At 65.6% G+C, this 15,325-nt stretch carries 16 protein-coding genes and 1 pseudogene; 7 read left to right on the top strand and 10 right to left on the bottom strand.

Annotated features, from left to right (window positions below; genetic code table 11):
- Positions 1–108: 108 nt before the first annotated feature.
- The 3 genes and pseudogenes from A0J57_RS05095 to A0J57_RS05085 all read left to right on the top strand — a co-directional run.
- Positions 109–1,266 (top strand): pyridoxal phosphate-dependent aminotransferase, encoded by a 1,158-nt coding sequence (locus A0J57_RS05095; RefSeq protein ID WP_025549721.1) that lies wholly within the window; start codon positions 109–111, stop codon positions 1,264–1,266.
- Positions 1,267–1,389: 123 nt separating this feature from the next.
- A complete protein-coding gene (locus tag A0J57_RS05090) occupies positions 1,390–2,568 on the top strand; it encodes a pyridoxal phosphate-dependent aminotransferase (RefSeq protein ID WP_062017040.1) in 1,179 nt (392 codons plus the stop codon).
- Between the two features lie 44 nt (positions 2,569–2,612).
- A pseudogene (locus A0J57_RS05085) lies at positions 2,613–3,317 on the top strand (IS630 family transposase); the annotation flags it as partial.
- Between the two features lie 270 nt (positions 3,318–3,587).
- On the opposite strand, the gene A0J57_RS27130 reads toward A0J57_RS05085, so the two are convergent.
- The 3 genes from A0J57_RS27130 to A0J57_RS05070 all read right to left on the bottom strand — a co-directional run bounded on the left by A0J57_RS27130 (position 3,588) and on the right by A0J57_RS05070 (position 5,740).
- Positions 3,588–3,710, bottom strand: a complete 123-nt coding sequence (locus tag A0J57_RS27130; RefSeq protein ID WP_268873875.1) for a hypothetical protein — start codon at positions 3,708–3,710, stop codon at positions 3,588–3,590.
- Positions 3,711–3,929: 219 nt separating this feature from the next.
- Complete coding sequence (locus tag A0J57_RS05075) at positions 3,930–4,691, bottom strand: Crp/Fnr family transcriptional regulator (protein WP_158298507.1); 762 nt, start codon at positions 4,689–4,691, stop codon at positions 3,930–3,932.
- A 410-nt stretch (positions 4,692–5,101) separates the two neighbouring features.
- Positions 5,102–5,740, bottom strand: a complete 639-nt coding sequence (locus tag A0J57_RS05070) for a Crp/Fnr family transcriptional regulator (protein WP_025547767.1) — start codon at positions 5,738–5,740, stop codon at positions 5,102–5,104.
- 404 nt (positions 5,741–6,144) lie between these two features.
- On the opposite strand from A0J57_RS05070, the gene A0J57_RS05065 reads away from it, so the two are divergent.
- From A0J57_RS05065 to A0J57_RS05050, 4 genes are all read left to right on the top strand, one after another.
- Positions 6,145–6,624 carry a DUF4142 domain-containing protein gene (locus A0J57_RS05065; protein WP_235600794.1) on the top strand — a complete coding sequence of 160 codons (480 nt, stop codon included), beginning with the start codon at positions 6,145–6,147 and terminating at the stop codon, positions 6,622–6,624.
- On the top strand, positions 6,621–6,812 hold the full coding sequence (locus A0J57_RS05060; protein ID WP_061938388.1) for a DUF3606 domain-containing protein: 192 nt from the start codon (positions 6,621–6,623) through the stop codon (positions 6,810–6,812). The genes A0J57_RS05065 and A0J57_RS05060 overlap by 4 nt, the downstream gene beginning before the upstream one ends.
- A gap of 120 nt (positions 6,813–6,932) precedes the next feature.
- Entirely contained in the window at positions 6,933–7,154 is a 222-nt protein-coding gene (locus A0J57_RS05055; RefSeq protein ID WP_025551728.1) for a hypothetical protein, read from the top strand.
- Positions 7,155–7,162: 8 nt separating this feature from the next.
- A complete protein-coding gene (locus tag A0J57_RS05050) occupies positions 7,163–7,540 on the top strand; it encodes a response regulator (RefSeq protein WP_235600793.1) in 378 nt (125 codons plus the stop codon).
- Between the two features lie 9 nt (positions 7,541–7,549).
- On the opposite strand, the gene A0J57_RS05045 is transcribed toward A0J57_RS05050, so the two are convergent.
- From A0J57_RS05045 to A0J57_RS05015, 7 genes are read right to left on the bottom strand one after another with little or no spacing between them, the layout of a single operon-like run.
- A complete protein-coding gene (locus tag A0J57_RS05045) occupies positions 7,550–8,593 on the bottom strand; it encodes an NAD-dependent epimerase/dehydratase family protein (protein ID WP_235600791.1) in 1,044 nt (347 codons plus the stop codon).
- A gap of 32 nt (positions 8,594–8,625) precedes the next feature.
- Positions 8,626–9,702 (bottom strand): glycosyltransferase, encoded by a 1,077-nt coding sequence (locus A0J57_RS05040; protein ID WP_061938382.1) that lies wholly within the window; start codon positions 9,700–9,702, stop codon positions 8,626–8,628.
- Positions 9,699–10,805, bottom strand: coding sequence for a glycosyltransferase (locus A0J57_RS05035; protein WP_061938379.1), 1,107 nt, complete (start codon positions 10,803–10,805; stop codon positions 9,699–9,701). Before A0J57_RS05035 ends, A0J57_RS05040 begins: the two co-directional genes overlap by 4 nt.
- Positions 10,802–11,905 carry a glycosyltransferase gene (locus A0J57_RS05030; RefSeq protein WP_061938376.1) on the bottom strand — a complete coding sequence of 368 codons (1,104 nt, stop codon included), beginning with the start codon at positions 11,903–11,905 and terminating at the stop codon, positions 10,802–10,804. Before A0J57_RS05030 ends, A0J57_RS05035 begins: the two co-directional genes overlap by 4 nt.
- Positions 11,902–12,984: a glycosyltransferase family 4 protein gene (locus A0J57_RS05025; protein ID WP_061938373.1), complete on the bottom strand. Its 1,083-nt coding sequence runs from the start codon at positions 12,982–12,984 to the stop codon at positions 11,902–11,904. Before A0J57_RS05025 ends, A0J57_RS05030 begins: the two co-directional genes overlap by 4 nt.
- Positions 12,981–14,054 (bottom strand): SDR family NAD(P)-dependent oxidoreductase, encoded by a 1,074-nt coding sequence (locus A0J57_RS05020; RefSeq protein ID WP_061938370.1) that lies wholly within the window; start codon positions 14,052–14,054, stop codon positions 12,981–12,983. The genes A0J57_RS05025 and A0J57_RS05020 overlap by 4 nt, the downstream gene beginning before the upstream one ends.
- Entirely contained in the window at positions 14,051–15,163 is a 1,113-nt protein-coding gene (locus A0J57_RS05015; protein ID WP_025551718.1) for an NAD(P)-dependent oxidoreductase, read from the bottom strand. Before A0J57_RS05015 ends, A0J57_RS05020 begins: the two co-directional genes overlap by 4 nt.
- Positions 15,164–15,325: the final 162 nt, after the last annotated feature.

The following is a 15,325-nucleotide window of genomic DNA, read 5'->3' as shown; positions in this document are numbered from 1 at the left end:
TATGCGCGGTTCCAGCGGATTTTCCGTCTATGGATATGGCGGAAATGGACGAGGCTTTCGTTTACAGCCTTAAAATCTCGAAAGTCAGCGAGTCAGGGAGACGAGCATATGGCAGAAATCGATACTAAAGCCTTCGAACAGGATCTGATCGACCGCGGCTATTCCCGCCGCCAGATGGGCAAGGTCGCGGCCTTGCTGGGCGCGGGCGCGGCCGCCCTGCGCGTCACCGGCGCCATGGCGCAGCAGGCGGCGAAGCCGGTGGAAGGCGCGGTGCGCATCGGCGCCAATGAATGCTGGACCGGTCCCTTCCCCGTCGCCGCCGAAGCCGCGTTCAAGCTGGTGCAGGAAGGCAATCGCTACGAACCGAATGACGAACATGCGAAGCTGTTCGCCGCCGTCGCCGCCGTGGAGGGCATCCCGGCCGACCGCATCACCGCCTGGCCGGGCTCCAGCGATCCGCTGAGCCGCGTCGCCGTCGCCTATGCATCGCCGACGCGCGGCATCGTCACCGGCAACCCTGCCTATGAGGCGATCTGGCGCACCGGCGACTGGCTGGGCGCGAAGGTGACGAAGGTACCGCTCACCAAGGATTATGCCCATGACGTGAAGGCGATGCTGGCGGCCGATCCCAATGCGGGCGTCTATTATATCTGCTCGCCCAACAATCCGACCGGCACGATGACCCCGCTGGCCGACATCCAGTGGCTGGCCGACAACAAGCCGAAGGACGCGATCCTGGTCGTCGACGAAGCCTATATCCACTGGTTCGATGGCCCGAACGCCGCGAAGATGGCGGCCAGCCGCGACGACGTGCTGATCCTGCGCACCTTCTCCAAGCTGTTCGGCATGGCGGGCATGCGGCTGGGCCTCACCTTCGCCAGCCCCGCGATCATGGAAAAGATGATGCGCTATGACGGCGGGCAGGTGACGGCGATGCTGCCGATGACCGCCGTGGCCTGCGGGACCGTGTCGGTGGCGCAGGCCGACCTCATCAAGGCCCGCCGCGCGGAAATGGTCGCCAATCGCGAAATGGCCATCGCCCACCTCAGGAAGAAGGGGATCAAGGTCATCCCCGGCAGCCAGGCCAATATGTTCATGGTCGACTGGGGAAAGCCGGCCAAGGCCATGCAGGCCGCGATCCTTGCCGAAAAGGTGCAGATCGGGCGCAACTGGCCGATCTGGCCCAACGTGTCGCGCGTCTCGGTCGGCTCGGCCGATGAGATGAAGGCCTTCTGCGATGCCATCGACAAGGTTTGGAAAGCCTGATCCAGGTTAACGGCTCATAAATTTCAGGAATCCGGAGGCGGCGCATTGTGGAAATGCGCCGCCTCCTTCGTTTCCCCCGGTGGAATATGCGCAGTTGATGGAACAACTAGGGGAACAGACGACATGACCATGATGTTGGAAAAGGACGCCCGCGAAGACCTGCTCGACCGGGGCTATTCCCGCCGCACGATCGGCAAGATTTCCGCTCTGATGGCGGCCGGGGCGGCTGCCGGCAACCTGTTGATCCAGCCCGCCCTCGCGCAGCAGCAGGCGGCGCGCGGGGTGAAGGGCGCAGTGCGCATCGGCGCCAACGAATGCTGGACCGGCCCGTTCGAACCGGGCGTTCAGGCCGCGGCCAGGGCCGCCGCCGTCGGCAACTGGTACGATCCCGACAATTACAAGGGCGACCTGATCGCCACCATCGCCAAGGTGGAGGGGATTCCGGAATCGCACATCATGCTGTGGCCGGGTTCGGGCGGGCCGCTGGTCAGCACGGTCGCGGCCTTCTGTTCGCCCACCAAGGGCCTCGTCACCGCCGATCCGACCTTCGAATCCGCCTGGCGCACCGCCGATTATCTGAAGGCCCCTATCGCCAAGGCCCCCCAGGCCATTGGCAAGGGGCACGATGTCAAGGCGATGCTGGCCGCCAATCCCAATGCCGGGCTCTATTATATCTGCACGCCCAACAATCCGACCGGCACCATCACGCCGCTGGCCGACATCGAATGGCTGCTGGCGAACAAGCCCAAGGATTCGTTCCTGCTGGTCGACGAAGCCTATATCCACTGGTTCGACGGCCCGAACGCCGCGAAGCTGGTGGCGGGTCGCAAGGACCTGATCGTCATGCGCACCTTCTCCAAGCTGTTCGGCATGGCGGGCGTGCGCCTCGGCCTGACCTTCGCGGACCCCGAAGTGCAGAAGCGCATCAGCCTGTTCGGCCCGACGGCGGGCGGTCTGTCGATCACCGCCATGGCCTGCGGCAATGCGGTCTATCCCGAAGCCGGCCTCATCAAGGCACGCCGCGCGGAAATGATCGCGAACCGCGAGGAAACCATCGCCTGGCTCACCAAGAAGGGCATAGAGGTGCACCCCGGCAGCGAGGCCAATATGTTCATGGTCGACTGGAAGACCAAGCCGGCCAAGGAGATGCAGGCGGCCCTGATCGCCACGCCGGAAAAGGTGCAGATCGGGCGCAACTGGCCGATCTGGCCTACCGTCTCGCGCGTGACAGTGGGTTCGGCCGACGACATGGCGAAGTTCCGCGCCGCCGTGGACAAGGCTAGTCACCTGGAACTAAAGTAAGCATCACTGTATATGTGCTGTTTGGACGAGCAGGAGCATCTGGGATGGCGGGCAAACAAGCGGACTTGGTTGTTTTGAGCGCGGAGGATCGATCCTTTCTGGAAGGTCAGGTTCGACGGCACAAAGCGCCGCGTTCTCTGTCCGATCGGTGCCGGATGGTTCTGCTCTGTGCAGAGGGACTGCAGAGCAAGGAAGTTGCCGAACGCCTTGGTGTCCACGAGCATACGGTCGGCAAATGGCGGCGGCGGTTCGTGCAGGATGGCATTGAAGGGCTGACTGACGAATATCGTGCGGGCCGACCCCGCACGGTATCGGATGGGCAGGTGGCTCAGGTGATCGAGCGCACGCTGAACACCAGGCCGAAGGATGCCACTCATTGGTCGATCCGCTCGATGGCGGCCCAGTCTGGTCTGTCGCACACCACCATCCGCCGCATCTGGGGTGCATTTGGCCTGCAGCCGCACCGGTCAGAGACATTCAAGCTGTCGAGCGATCCCCTGTTCGTCGACAAGGTGCAGGACATAGTTGGCCTGTACATGTCGCCACCGAACCGGGCGGTCGTTCTGTGCGTGGACGAAAAGTCGCAGATCCAGGCGCTGGATCGCGAGCAGCCGGTCTTGCCCATGGCGCCCGGCGTACCCGAGCGGCGCACTCATACTTACGTCCGCAACGGTACGACATCACTGTTCGCTGCGCTCGATATCGCCACCGGCGCGGTGATCGGCAAGTGCTACAAACGACACCGGGCAACMGCCATACAAATGGGTGAAGTCAGCCGACGAGATCCTCGCCTCGGTCAAACGCTTCTGCCAAAAAACAATCAACCGAACTTCGGATTCAGGTGACTAGGGTGTGTGGGGATTCAGTTCAGGGCGAGGCGAAAATGGTGGAATTCGAGAACCGGCGCGCAGCGTACTTCAGTACGTGAGCACCGGAAGCGCAGAAGTCCGCCATTTGCAGCCCGCCATGGGCTGAATCCCCACACACCCTAGAGCATCCACGCGCCGCATGGCGCCGCTTCAGCGCTTTTCGTTCGGCGTCAGGCCCTCATGGTCGTCGGCCCTGTTCTCGCCCGTCTGCTGGTCTTCCTTCAGCACGTCATGATGCCAGAAATTGCGCCCGATGAAGACGACGGCGATCACCAGCAGGACATTCCCACCACCCAGATCGCCGCCAGCCCGAGACGCCGATCGCTGGGACGTTCCGGTTCGTGCATGTCGGCGGTTCCTCTGGTTTCATGGTCTTGAGGGGAAGCATATGGCCATGCCTCCCAGCACACAGAACGGCGGCGGACGTTCCCCCGTTCCTGGCCGGCCCATAACCTGGATCATGGCCGGCGCGCTTCTTCGCCCTTCCGCCGGCTAGCCCTGTTCTTCCTCCAACTCCACTTGCCGGTCCATCCGGCCCAGCCAGGCTTGGGGGCGGAAATCGGACAGTTCGGTCAGGCGGCGCCAGTTGGGGATGGTGATCCGCCGCCGGTCGCGCTCGATCACCCCCGCCTTTTCCAGCGCCTTCAGCGTCCGGTTGACATGCACGGTGGTCATGCCGGTGGCGTCGGCCAGCTCCACCTGGGACAGGGGCAGGATCAGCCGGCACCCGTCCGATCCCCCTTCCGGATAGCTGCGCATCACCAGCTCGCAAAGCAGATAGGCTATCCTTCCCCTGGCGTCCCGCCGGCCCATATTGCTGATCCAGGCGCGGAAGACCGATGTTTCGGCCGTCATCTCCGCCCACAGCGCATCGGCGATGTTCGCCCGCTCGCGCATCAGCGCCAGCACGTCCTCCAGCGGAATGGCGGCGACGCGCACATCGGTCAGCGCCTGGACGAAATCCTCCGATGGAAAGAGCTGCACCGGCGGCAGCGTCAATATGTCGCCCCGGCCATGTATTCCCACGATATGGCGGCCGCCATTGGACGATATGCGATGGCGATGGGCAAAGCCCGACAGCAGGATCAGGCAGGATTGCGGCCGGTCGCCCTCCCGGATGATATAGTTCCCCGGTTCGCAATGACGCAGGCTGTGCGGCAGGGATAGCAGAGCGGCGCCGTCTTCCTTCGAGAGAGCCGTGCGCCCGCCAAGGCGCGCCAGCAGCGGCAACAGGATCGGTGATGGCATTTTCATGAGCGGGATGGGATGCCGTCTCCGCCGCGGCCGCGATGCTCGCCGCTGGCCGTCCGGCTGTCCATGGCGGAATGCCGGCCTGCCGCATGCAGGACCGGGCCGTCGCGACGCGGCGCTCTCCCCCCGGCGGGAAGAACGACGGAGCAGTGCGGCATGGGACTCATTATAAGGGTGGAGGAATTCATCCCGGATCGTGTCATGACTCGTCGTCTTGGTGGCGCTGCTCATTCTCCTTCGGTCGACCGGCCGGCGCCGGCGTTCGAACGAAGAAGGATTCACCTTGCTCCAGCCGCCTACCGACGCTCGCTAACATATGCTAATGCAGGTGCAATTTTTGCCGTTGGGCCTCATTTTCCGGGGCTGGACGGTTGCAGAAGTTGCGCGACATCAAGAAGTTCGCGCCCGTCCGATCAGGCCGCCATGTCCTGGCCGGTCAGGGCGGCCACTTCGCGCAGGGCCTGAAGCTCCGGTATCCGCAGCCATTTGGATTGCAGTTCGACCAGACCGCGCGCGCGCATGGACTGCAGCGTGCGATTCACATGGACCGGGGTCAGCCCGGTCATGTCCGCGATCTCCATCTGCGTCAGCGGCATGGCGCATTGCTGGCCATAGGCAAGGCCCGCCTGCCGCATGCGTTCGAACAATTCCAGCAGCAGATGCGCCACCCGTTCGAGCGCCGTCTTGCGGCCCAGGGTGACAAGCCAGTTGGCCTGCCGTTCGATCATGCCGGACAGCGCCTGCCAGAAGCCGTTATGCCCGTCGAAACCGGCGTGCGACGGTATGCGACAGGGCAGCCGGAGCGCCCTGACGTTGGTGATCGCCACCACAGGCTGGGACGCCACCCCGCCCAGCGCCCATTGCGGATCGCAATAATCGCCCGGCAGATAGAGCGCCGTGATCTGGCGGCGGCCATCCGACAGCAGCCGGTATCGGCACGCCCACCCTTCCTGAACATAAAGCATGGCGTCGGGTTTTTCATTTTCCCGGGCCAGAAACTGATGCATTCGGAAATGAACCTGGTTTTCGCCTTCGGCAACCTGGCTTAACATGGACTACTCCCTGTTAAGCCCCCCTGGACCAATATCGATTGAACCTGCCCCCACCATAGCGCTTCTGGTTCATGCTGGATTCACCTATGTTTCCTCGCAGCAAATAATTGGGAGGGAGCGAGAAAAAGAGCCGATGAACGCGGCACGCCCTCCGGCGGCCTCCGGAAAATTGCCGTTTGTCTAGGGTGTGTGGGGATTCAGTTCAGGGTGGAGCGAAAATGGTGGCTTTCGAGAACCAGCGCGCAGCGTACTCAAAGTACGTGAGCACTGGAAGCGCAGAAAGCCGCCATTTGCAGCCCGCCATGGGCTGAATCCCCACACACCCTAATGCAGGTTATCGCGCGGGCGTGGGGCCGTGGAACCTCCTAACCCCGAAAACCGCTGGCTTTGCAGGAGGAACGACCATGTCCAAAATGCTCTTGCTGATGCCGCTGATCGCCGTGGCGATGCCCGCCGCCGCGGCGGAATCGCCCACCGCCTATCTGGGGAAAGCGGGCGCGGGCGACCTGTACGAACAGACATCCAGCAAGATCGTGCTGGAAACGACCAGGGATGCCAGGGTCAAGAGCTTCGCCACCATGATGGTGGGGGATCACGGCAAGAGCACCGCCATGCTGAAAAGCGCGGCTGCGGCATCGGGCGTCAAGGCGCCGCCGCCCAGTCTGACGCCCGATCAGCAGGCGAAGGTCAGGGCGCTGAAGCAGGCGAAGGGCGCTACCCGCGACACCCTCTACTGGCAGCAGCAGAAGGCCGCTCACAGCCAGGCGCTGCAACTGCATCAGGATTATGCCGCCCATGGTTCCGACCGGTCGCTCAAGGACGCGGCGGCGAAGATCGTGCCTGTGGTGAAACATCATCTCGACCTTCTGAACGCAGGCCGATGACGGACGTCCATAGCCTCGCCGCCCCTGCCGCTCCGCCGGACCTGAAGCATGTCTCGCTGGATCGGGAAAGCGATGCGCGCTACTGGCAGCAGCGTTTCAGCACATCGCGTGCGCGGCTGGAGCAGGCGGTCGAGCAGGTCGGCCATAATGTGAGCGCCATAGCGGAGTTCCTCCGCCACAGCCGCTGATGGCGGGCGTGGCGGCCAGACCCTTGTTGCAACCGGATAAAAGATCGACCAGGGCCGCGCCTTTCCGGGAACCAGCCCGTCGGCGCGCCTGTTCTCTCCTCAACGAAAGGAGAGTTTTCGATGCACAAGGAAGAGGAAGACGGCCGCATCGTCACCCATGTCTCACGGCAGGAGGCGCGAAGCGGCGCTTCCACCCATGTCACCCGCTATGTTCTGGGCATCAGCCTCTTACTGGTCGTGATCGCCTTCGCCATCCTTCTGGCGGGCGGCTTCTTCAGCACTGCCGAAACGGGCGCCGACGGATCGCACATGGCCAGCCCGGCCGAAGCGAACGGAGGCTGAGTCCCGGCATGATGGGCCAGACCGACCTTGCGGCACAGACGGTGTTGATCGTCGAGGACGACTATTATCTCGCCTTCGATACGGCGGAAGCGCTGCGAGGCGCGGGAGCCGGGATCATGGGGCCTTTCCCGACCGAGGAGAAGGCGATAGCGGCGATCCGCCAGGAACGCCCCACCGCCGCCGTGCTGGACATCAACCTGGGAAACGGTCCCTCCTTCGACCTTGCCCGGTTGCTGAAGGAACGGGGCGTGCCGTTCCTGTTCCTGACCGGCTATGACGAGGAGATCATACCGCCCGATCTCGGCGATACATTGCGGCTGCAAAAGCCGGTCGCGCCCCGGGAGATCGTCGCCTCGCTCGCCAGGCGCCGCCAGGGCAGCGCCTGACGCCCGGATTCATTCGGCCGCGATGCCCGCGCCCCCCACGAAGGAGGCGCCGCTCAACGCAGGACTGCATGCAAAGCCCGGCATGCGATCGTAAAGCTCCTTCTCGAAAAAGGCGCAGGTGATCGCCAGCCCCTCGCTCAAGGGGACACGCGGTTCCCAGCCAAGCAACTGGCGCGCCCTGCGGATGTCCGGCCTGCGCCGGCGCGGATCGTCGACCGGCAGCGGCTGGAACACGACCTGGGACCGCGTGCCGGTTGCGGCCACGACCTGATCCAGCAGTTGCAGGATGGTATATTCCTCAGGATTCCCCAGGTTGACCGGCGCCATGTCGGACAAGGGCGCCTCCATCAACCGGATCAGCCCGTCCACCATGTCCGACACGAAGCAGAAGCTGCGCGTCTGCGATCCGTCGCCATAGATGGTGATGGCCTCGCCCGACAACGCCTGGCAGACGAGGTTGGAGATCACCCGGCCATCGTCGGGATGCATGTTCGGGCCATAGGTGTTGAAGATCCGCGCCACCCGCACATCGGCGCGGCCCAGCCGGGCGAAGTCGAAGGCCATGGCCTCCGCCGCGCGCTTCCCCTCGTCATAGCAGGCGCGGGGGCCGGTGCAGTTCACCCAGCCACGATAGTCCTCGCGCTGGGGATGCGCCTCCGGATCGCCATAGACCTCGCTGGTGGAGGTGAGCAGGAAGCGCGCGCCGACCTGCTCCGCCAGCCGCAGCAGGCGATCGGTTCCGACCACGCTGGTCAGCATCGTATGTTCGGGATCGGCCTGATATTGCGGGGGAGAAGCGGCGCAGGCGAGATTGTAGATCCGCCCGATGTCACGCCGCCGCGTGACGGCGTCGGGGAGCGGGTCCACTATGTCGCCGCGCACGAAGGTGAAGGCGCGATGCCCCTCCAGCATCCGCAGGTTGACCTCCCGCGAGGTCTGGAGGTTGTCGAGGCAGATCACCTCATGCCCCCGGTCCAGCAGCGCCCGGCACAGATGCGACCCGATGAAGCCGGCTCCTCCGGCCACCAGGGCTGTTTCACGCTTTCCGTTCATCGACCCTCCGTCCTTTTCTGTCCTGTCGTTCTTCATTCGGCCGCCGCCATGTCCCGCGTGCGCATCCGGGCGGCCTCTTGCAGCCAGTTTTCCAGCTCGGCGGCGCGGCTGCCCGATATATGCCGGTCCAGGATGCGGCGGCGTGCGGCCTCGCCCACATCGGCGCGATCCTCATGGAGGGCGACGATCACCTGCTCCGGATTCCAGGCGAAGATGATTTCGCGATTGGGCTCCAGCAGTTCATTGAGCCCCGGCCAGACGTCGGAGATGATAGGCGTGCCGCAGGCCGCCGCCTCGAACAGCCGGACGGAAGGGGACCAGCCCGCCTCGATCATGTCGGCGCGCGTGACGTTCAGCGTGTAGCGCGAGGCGGAATAGAAGGCGGCGTGGTCGCGCGGGGCGAGATGCTCGATCCGCTCGACATTGGCGGGCCAGTCCATGTCGTCCGGATATTGCGGCCCGGCGACGACGAAACGCCTGTCGGGCAGCAGCCGCGCCGGTTCGATCAGCAGCTTCTCCAAGGTGGGCTGGCGATCCGGGCTGTAAGTGCCGAGATAGGAGAGATCCCATTTCTTCGGCACGTCCATCGGCCGATAGGCCGACGCATCCACCGAGCAATAGAGCGCCCGCGCCATGGGGGAACGATAATGCCGCTCCAGCAGGTCGAGCGTCGGGCCGCCGGTGAAGGAGCAATAGCAGTCATAGCCCGCGATCAGTTCCGCCGATAGATAGTCGCACCGCCCTTCGCGCAGCGCCGCCAGCGTGACGGGCGTATCGATGTCGTAGAAGGCGGTGACCCCGCGCGCGATGCGCTGCACATAATGGCCGACCGCAATGCCGTCGGGCACATAGGAGCCGACCATGACCGCGTCCGCCGTCTCGATCTCATGCCGCCAATCTTCCAGCGCTTCCACGCTGTCGTAGAATTCCAGCCGGCAGAAAGCGGGATCGATGAGGTCGCGCTGGCTGGCATACCAGGGTACGTCCCGCTCCAGGAAGAGTATCTCATGCCCGCGCCCGGCAAAGGCCGAGAGCAGGGCGCGGAAGGTCGTGGCATGACCATTGCCCCAGGATGAAGACAGGCTGAGGCCGAGGACGACGAGTTTCATGCTCCCTCCATCTGATGCTGCCTGGCGGCGCGCCGCCCGGACCGGTCACGCAGGATTTCGTCGACCTGGCGCCCGCGCAGTTCATAGCTGTGTTCGGCCCGGACACGGGCAAGCGCCGCCTGCCCGATCGCCCGCGCCCGCCCCGGCGTCAGCGCCGCCAGATGATCCGCCACATCCTGCCCGTCGCGGGCGACCAGCACCTCCTCGTCCGGGGTCAGGAACATCTCTATCCCCTCCCACGCATCGGTGATCAGGCAGGCCCCTGCCCCCGCCGCTTCGAACACGCGGGTCGCGGGGGAAAAGCCGATATGCGCCATGCTGTCGCGGGCGACGTTCAGCACGGCCAGCGGGCTGCAATTGAAGGCGTTGTGCTCGGCGGTGTAGACATGACCGCGATGGCGGACATTGCCGGGCATCGCCTTGCTGTCCCAGCCATTGCCGCCGATCAGGAACTGGCGGCCGGGCGACAGGGCGGCGGGTTTCAGGAAGAATTCCTCCACCCGCGCCTCCCGGTCGGGCAGGCGGTTGCCAAGGAAGGCGAGATCGGCGGTGAAGCGCGGATCGGGCGGCACGGGATGGTGGCTCTGCGGATCGAGCGCATTGTAGACGGGAACGCACTCCACCGCGCCGAAGCCGCGATAGGCGTTCACCACCGGATCGCCGCCGCCATAGGTCAGCACCATGTCGAGTCCGGGCAAGGCGCGGCGCACGGCATGATCCGGATCGGCGCGCATCTCGTCCAGCGTCGCGGCGGCGTCCACATCCCAGAAGATGCGCAGCGCATGGGGCCCGGCGCGGCGCATGACGCCATCCAGCAGTTCGTCGTCGAACACGCCGACGCCGCTGGCCTTCACGACGACATCGGCATCGGCGGCCTCGTCCATCACGCCCTTCAGCGCGTCCGGCGTGGCGGGATAGACCACCACCCGCGCCCAGTCTGGCGGGTCGATGTCACGGTGCTGCTGCCGGTCGAAGGCATCCGGTTCATAGAATGCGATGCGATGGCCATGCCGCGCAAGCTGCTCCAATATCCCGCGATAATAGGTGGCCGCGCCGTTCCAGTAGGAGGAAAGCAGGCTGGAGCCGTAAAAGGCGATCTTCATGCAACGCTCCTGATCGGCTGCGCGTCGAGCGACGCCGTGATGTCCATCAGCTGCTGCGCGCGATGGGCGCAGCTATGGCGGCTGCGGATCGTCTCCAATCCGTTGCGGACGAGGCTGGCGCGAAGGTCCGCATCCTCGCTGATGGCGCGCATATGGCCCTTCATCTCGTCGCCGGTCCGGGCGAAGAGGAAATCCTCGCCGGGCCGGAACAACCCTTCGCTGTCGTCCCAAGGGGCGGACAGCAACGGAATGCCGCAGGCCAGCGCCTCGAACACCCGGATCGTCGGAATGCCGGGCAGAAGCTGCGTATAATAGCGGCGCGGCACATGGACGGTGGCAAGGTGGCGGGCGAAGATAGCCGGCGCGGCGGCATTGGGCGCCCAGCCATGATAGGCGACGCCATAGCGTTCCAGCGTCGCCAGCGCCTCCTGAGGATAGCGCACGCCATAGATGTCGAGCGGGAGCTTCGCCTGCCTCGCCGGGCGGAAGAGGTAATCCTCCAGCTCGGCGGTACGCTCCCCATCGCCCCAGTTGCCGATCCAGACGAGGCCGCTTTTCTCACCGGGCAAGGGACGGAAATGCCTTGTGTCGGCGGCTTCATGCCAGGTCCAGACGCGCTCGCCCCAGCCCCAGCTTCGATAGACCTCCGACAGGGCCTCGCCGAACGCCAGCACGCCGTCATAGCCCGACAGGTCGAACGCCCGGATCGCGTCGGGATCGGACACGGCGCGATGATGGGTGTCGTGGAACAGCAGCGTGAAATCGCTCCGCCCCGCCCGGATCAGGCCGAGCGCCCCGACCAGCGAAGGCTCGTTCCATTCATGGACGATGACGAGGTCCGCGCCGTCGAGCAGGGCCACCAGATCGTCCTTCATGCCATAGCCTTGGGCACGGAGTTCGGGATAGGCCTGACGATAGGCGGCGAGCCCCTCCTCCCCATGGTCGGACAGGAGGTTGGCGAGGCTCCAATTGCCCTCCGGCTCCAGCGCCAGCACGTCATGGCCCATGGCGACGAGTTCGCGCAGCACGCCGCGCAGGAAATGGGCATTGCCATGGTTCCAGCAGGACAGCAGCGAATGGGTGAAATAGAGGATCTTCATGCGGCGACCTTCCGCTGAACGGCGCGATAATGGGCGGCCATGTGCGCGGCCGTGGCGGCGGGGGTGTAGGCGCCCGCCCGTGCTTGGGCGCGCTGGCCCATTTCCCCGCGAGCGGCGCCGTCGCTCAGCAATGCCTCTATCGCCCAGGCGAAGCCCCGCGCGTCGCGAGGATCGACGAAGGTGGCGGCGCCATCCCATAGCTCCCGGAACGTGGGAATATCGGACAGCACCAGCGCGCAACCGGCCAGCGCCGCCTCCAGCACCGCAAGGCCGAAGGGCTCATAGAGCGCCGCCGAGGCGAAGACCGGTCGGCTGGCCAGATGCCGGGCCAGCGCCATGCTGTCGAGCGGGCCGAGCGGCACCAGCGAACGCAGACCGATCGCTCCTCCCTGCGGCCCCTCAAGCGGCCCGGCGGCCCTGAACGGCACAGCGATGCGGGCGGCCGCCTCATCCAGCACCCGGACATTCTTGCCCTCGTCCCAGAGGCGGCCGGCGGTGAACACATGGTCCTGCATCGCCTCCGGCTTCACCGGAAAGGACCGGCCATTATGGACCGCCATGGGGAGCACGCCATAGTGGCGGCGCGCCGCCTGCGCAAAGGCCATGCTGGGCGCGATGATGCGGCTCACCTGCCGAAGGCCGGCCGCGACCAGCGCTGTGCGCCAGTTGAAATCCTCCGGCATGGGACCGCCGCGCACCGCTTCCCACCAGGTCGCGACGCAACTGTGCAGCAGCGCGATCGCCGGGCAGGGATAACGGCCGGCGCTGACCAGCGCCGGCGTATGCAGTTGCACTGCGTCGGCGCGAAGGTCGCCCGCCATTTCCGCCAGCCGCGCCTCGGCCTGCACGATGGGCGCCGCTTCCGCCGCCAGCCATTCGAGTTCGAGGCCGGTTTCCACCAGATGGCAATTGGCTATAGCCGCCGCCTCCGCCCGCTGGGCCTCGCTCAGCGCAGGCCCCATGACGGCCAGCGTCACCTCATAGCCATGGGGCTGGAGCGCGCGGATGAGGTCGGTCGAATATTGCCAGACGCCGCCCACCGCGTCGGCGGACAGCAGCAGATGCCCGCCGCCCCTCACAGCGCGCTCGCGGTCATCAGCCTGGGCCCGGCGCGCTCCGCCCGTTCCTCCGCCAGCCAGCGGGCCAGGTCGGCGACGCCCTGCCGCCAGGGCTTGCGCGCCTTCAGGTTCAGCGCCGTGCGCGCCGCGCCGGTGTCCGCGACGAAATAGCGCTGGTCGCCCGCCCGCCAGGGCGCGAAGTCGGGCACGATGGACTTGCCCAGATGGACGCCGATGAAGGCCAGGATCTGCCGCAGGCTGACGGCATTGTGCGGCCCGCCGCCCAGGTTGAAGGCGCGGCCGCCCACCCGTCCGATCTGCCGCCAGACCGCCAGATAGGCGTCCACCGCATCCTGCACGTCCAATATGTCGCGCACCTGATGGCCGTCGCCATAAAGGGTGATCGGTTGTCCTTCCAGGGCGCTGATCAGGAAATGCGCGACCCAGCCCTGATCCTCCGTCCCCATCTGCCGCTGGCCGTAGATGCAGCTCATGCGCAGCACTGCGGCGGGCAGATCGAAGCTGCGGGCATAGTCCAGCACATATTGGTCCGCCGCCCCCTTGGAGCAGCCATAGGGCGTATGGAAATCGAGCGGGCGGCTCTCGTCGATGCCGCTGGCGCGCAGATGCTCCGAGGCCGGCTGATAGGCGCCGTCGATCAACGGGAAGTCCAGGTCCTCCAGCCCGCCATAGACCTTGTTGGTGGAGGCGAAGATCACCGGCGGCGGCGTGGAGCGGCGGCGCGCAGCCTCCAGCACGTTGAGCGTGCCGAGCGCGTTCACCTCGAAATCGGCGCGCGGATCGGTGAAGCTGGTGGTGACGGCGACCTGCGCGGCCATGTGGAAGACCGCCTTTGCGCCGGCGACCGCCCGGTCCACCGCCGCATCGTCCCGCACATCGGCGATGACCGGCGTGATCGCCGCGCCGTGGCGCTGCTCCAGCCAGGCAAGGTTGCGCTCGACGCCGGGCCGGGCCAGCGAGTCATAGACGACGACCTGCTCGCCCTCCCCCGCCAGCCGGTCGGCGATGTTGCAGCCGATGAAACCGGCGCCGCCCGTGACCAGCACGGGCCTTCCGTCGGCGCGCTTCACGCGACCAGCCCCCGCGCTTCCAGCTCCGCCCGCGCCTGATTGACGCGGTCGTCGGCGGTCTGCCGCGCCACCCATTCGGCCAGTACGGCAAGGCCCTGCTGGAAGTCCTGCCGCGCCCTGAAGCCCAGCACCTCTTCCGCCTTGCCGGTGTCGCAGAAGCAATGGCGGATGTCGCCGGTGCGCGCCTTGCCGACGATTTCCGGTTCCCCATCGTTCCGGCCCATCGCCAGCGCAAGCGATTGCGCCACCTCCGTGACGGAGCGGTCCTGCCCGGAGCCGATGTTGAAGGTGCCGCCCGCCGCCTGCGGCAGTTCCAGCGCATCGGCAAAGGCGCGCGCCACGTCGCCGACATGCACGAAGTCGCGCCGCTGCCCGCCATCCTCGAAGATCATCGGCTTCTGCCCGTTCAGCAGGCGCGACGCGAAGATCGCCAGCACGCCGGTATAGGGATTGGACAGCGCCTGCCCCGGCCCATAGACGTTGAACAGGCGCAGGCAGACGCCCTCCATGCCATAGGGCGCGGTCATGATATGGGTCGTGCGTTCCTGCACATATTTGTTGAGCGCGTAGATGGAGGCGAGATTGGGCTGCTTCCATTCCGGCGTGGCGATGGGGGTGAGCGGACGGCCCTGCCGGTCGACCGGGTCCCAGACCTTCTGATTGTCGCGGATCGACCCGCGCTCCGCGTCCTGGACGATCCGGCCGTCCTCGTCGCGGTACAGCCCCTCGCCATAGATGCTCATCGAGGAGGCCGTCACCACACGCCGCACCGGACGGTCGATCAGCCGTTCGAAGAGGACGGCGGTGCCGACGTCGTTGACGGAGGTATAGCGCTCCACTTCATACATGGACTGGCCCACGCCGACTTCCGCGGCGAGGTGGATGACGGCGTCGACGCCTTGCAAGGCGCGATCCACCGCATGGCCGTTGCGCACATCGGCGCGGATCAGCTCAACCTCCGGATCGAGATCGGCCGGCCGCTCGATGTCTCCATGAACCTGCTCGATCATGCTGTCCAGCACGCGAACGGCATGGCCGCGCTCCAGCAACTCCCGGCAAACCGTCCGGCCAATAAAACCGGCGCCACCCGTGACAAGAATCTTTTCCACGGCCGCTCCCCTTCATTGATGATGATTTGCCAAGGATTGGCCGCGAGGATGTGATATTCCCCGCAACCGTGGCAACGGGATCATGAACATCTTCTTCTACCGTCAGGTTCCGGAAATATTTCAGAAAACCTTTGAATCTCTACTCAATATAAACTCATGAAA

Source organism: Sphingobium sp. 22B (assembly GCF_001580035.1).
Taxonomy (GTDB): Bacteria; Pseudomonadota; Alphaproteobacteria; order Sphingomonadales; family Sphingomonadaceae; genus Sphingobium; species Sphingobium fuliginis.
The sequence above is the reverse complement of the archived record's forward strand: the minus strand, read 5'-3'. Positions and strand labels throughout refer to the sequence as shown.

Coding starts and splice junctions, on each gene's coding strand:
- A0J57_RS05095 (WP_025549721.1), top strand. CDS start 109: ATGGCAGAAATCGATACTAAAGCCTTCGAACAGGATCTGATCGACCGC.
- A0J57_RS05090 (WP_062017040.1), top strand. CDS start 1,390: ATGACCATGATGTTGGAAAAGGACGCCCGCGAAGACCTGCTCGACCGG.
- A0J57_RS05075 (WP_158298507.1), bottom strand. CDS start 4,691: ATGAAAATGCCATCACCGATCCTGTTGCCGCTGCTGGCGCGCCTTGGC.
- A0J57_RS05070 (WP_025547767.1), bottom strand. CDS start 5,740: ATGTTAAGCCAGGTTGCCGAAGGCGAAAACCAGGTTCATTTCCGAATG.
- A0J57_RS05065 (WP_235600794.1), top strand. CDS start 6,145: ATGTCCAAAATGCTCTTGCTGATGCCGCTGATCGCCGTGGCGATGCCC.
- A0J57_RS05060 (WP_061938388.1), top strand. CDS start 6,621: ATGACGGACGTCCATAGCCTCGCCGCCCCTGCCGCTCCGCCGGACCTG.
- A0J57_RS05055 (WP_025551728.1), top strand. CDS start 6,933: ATGCACAAGGAAGAGGAAGACGGCCGCATCGTCACCCATGTCTCACGG.
- A0J57_RS05050 (WP_235600793.1), top strand. CDS start 7,163: ATGATGGGCCAGACCGACCTTGCGGCACAGACGGTGTTGATCGTCGAG.
- A0J57_RS05045 (WP_235600791.1), bottom strand. CDS start 8,593: ATGAACGGAAAGCGTGAAACAGCCCTGGTGGCCGGAGGAGCCGGCTTC.
- A0J57_RS05040 (WP_061938382.1), bottom strand. CDS start 9,702: ATGAAACTCGTCGTCCTCGGCCTCAGCCTGTCTTCATCCTGGGGCAAT.
- A0J57_RS05035 (WP_061938379.1), bottom strand. CDS start 10,805: ATGAAGATCGCCTTTTACGGCTCCAGCCTGCTTTCCTCCTACTGGAAC.
- A0J57_RS05030 (WP_061938376.1), bottom strand. CDS start 11,905: ATGAAGATCCTCTATTTCACCCATTCGCTGCTGTCCTGCTGGAACCAT.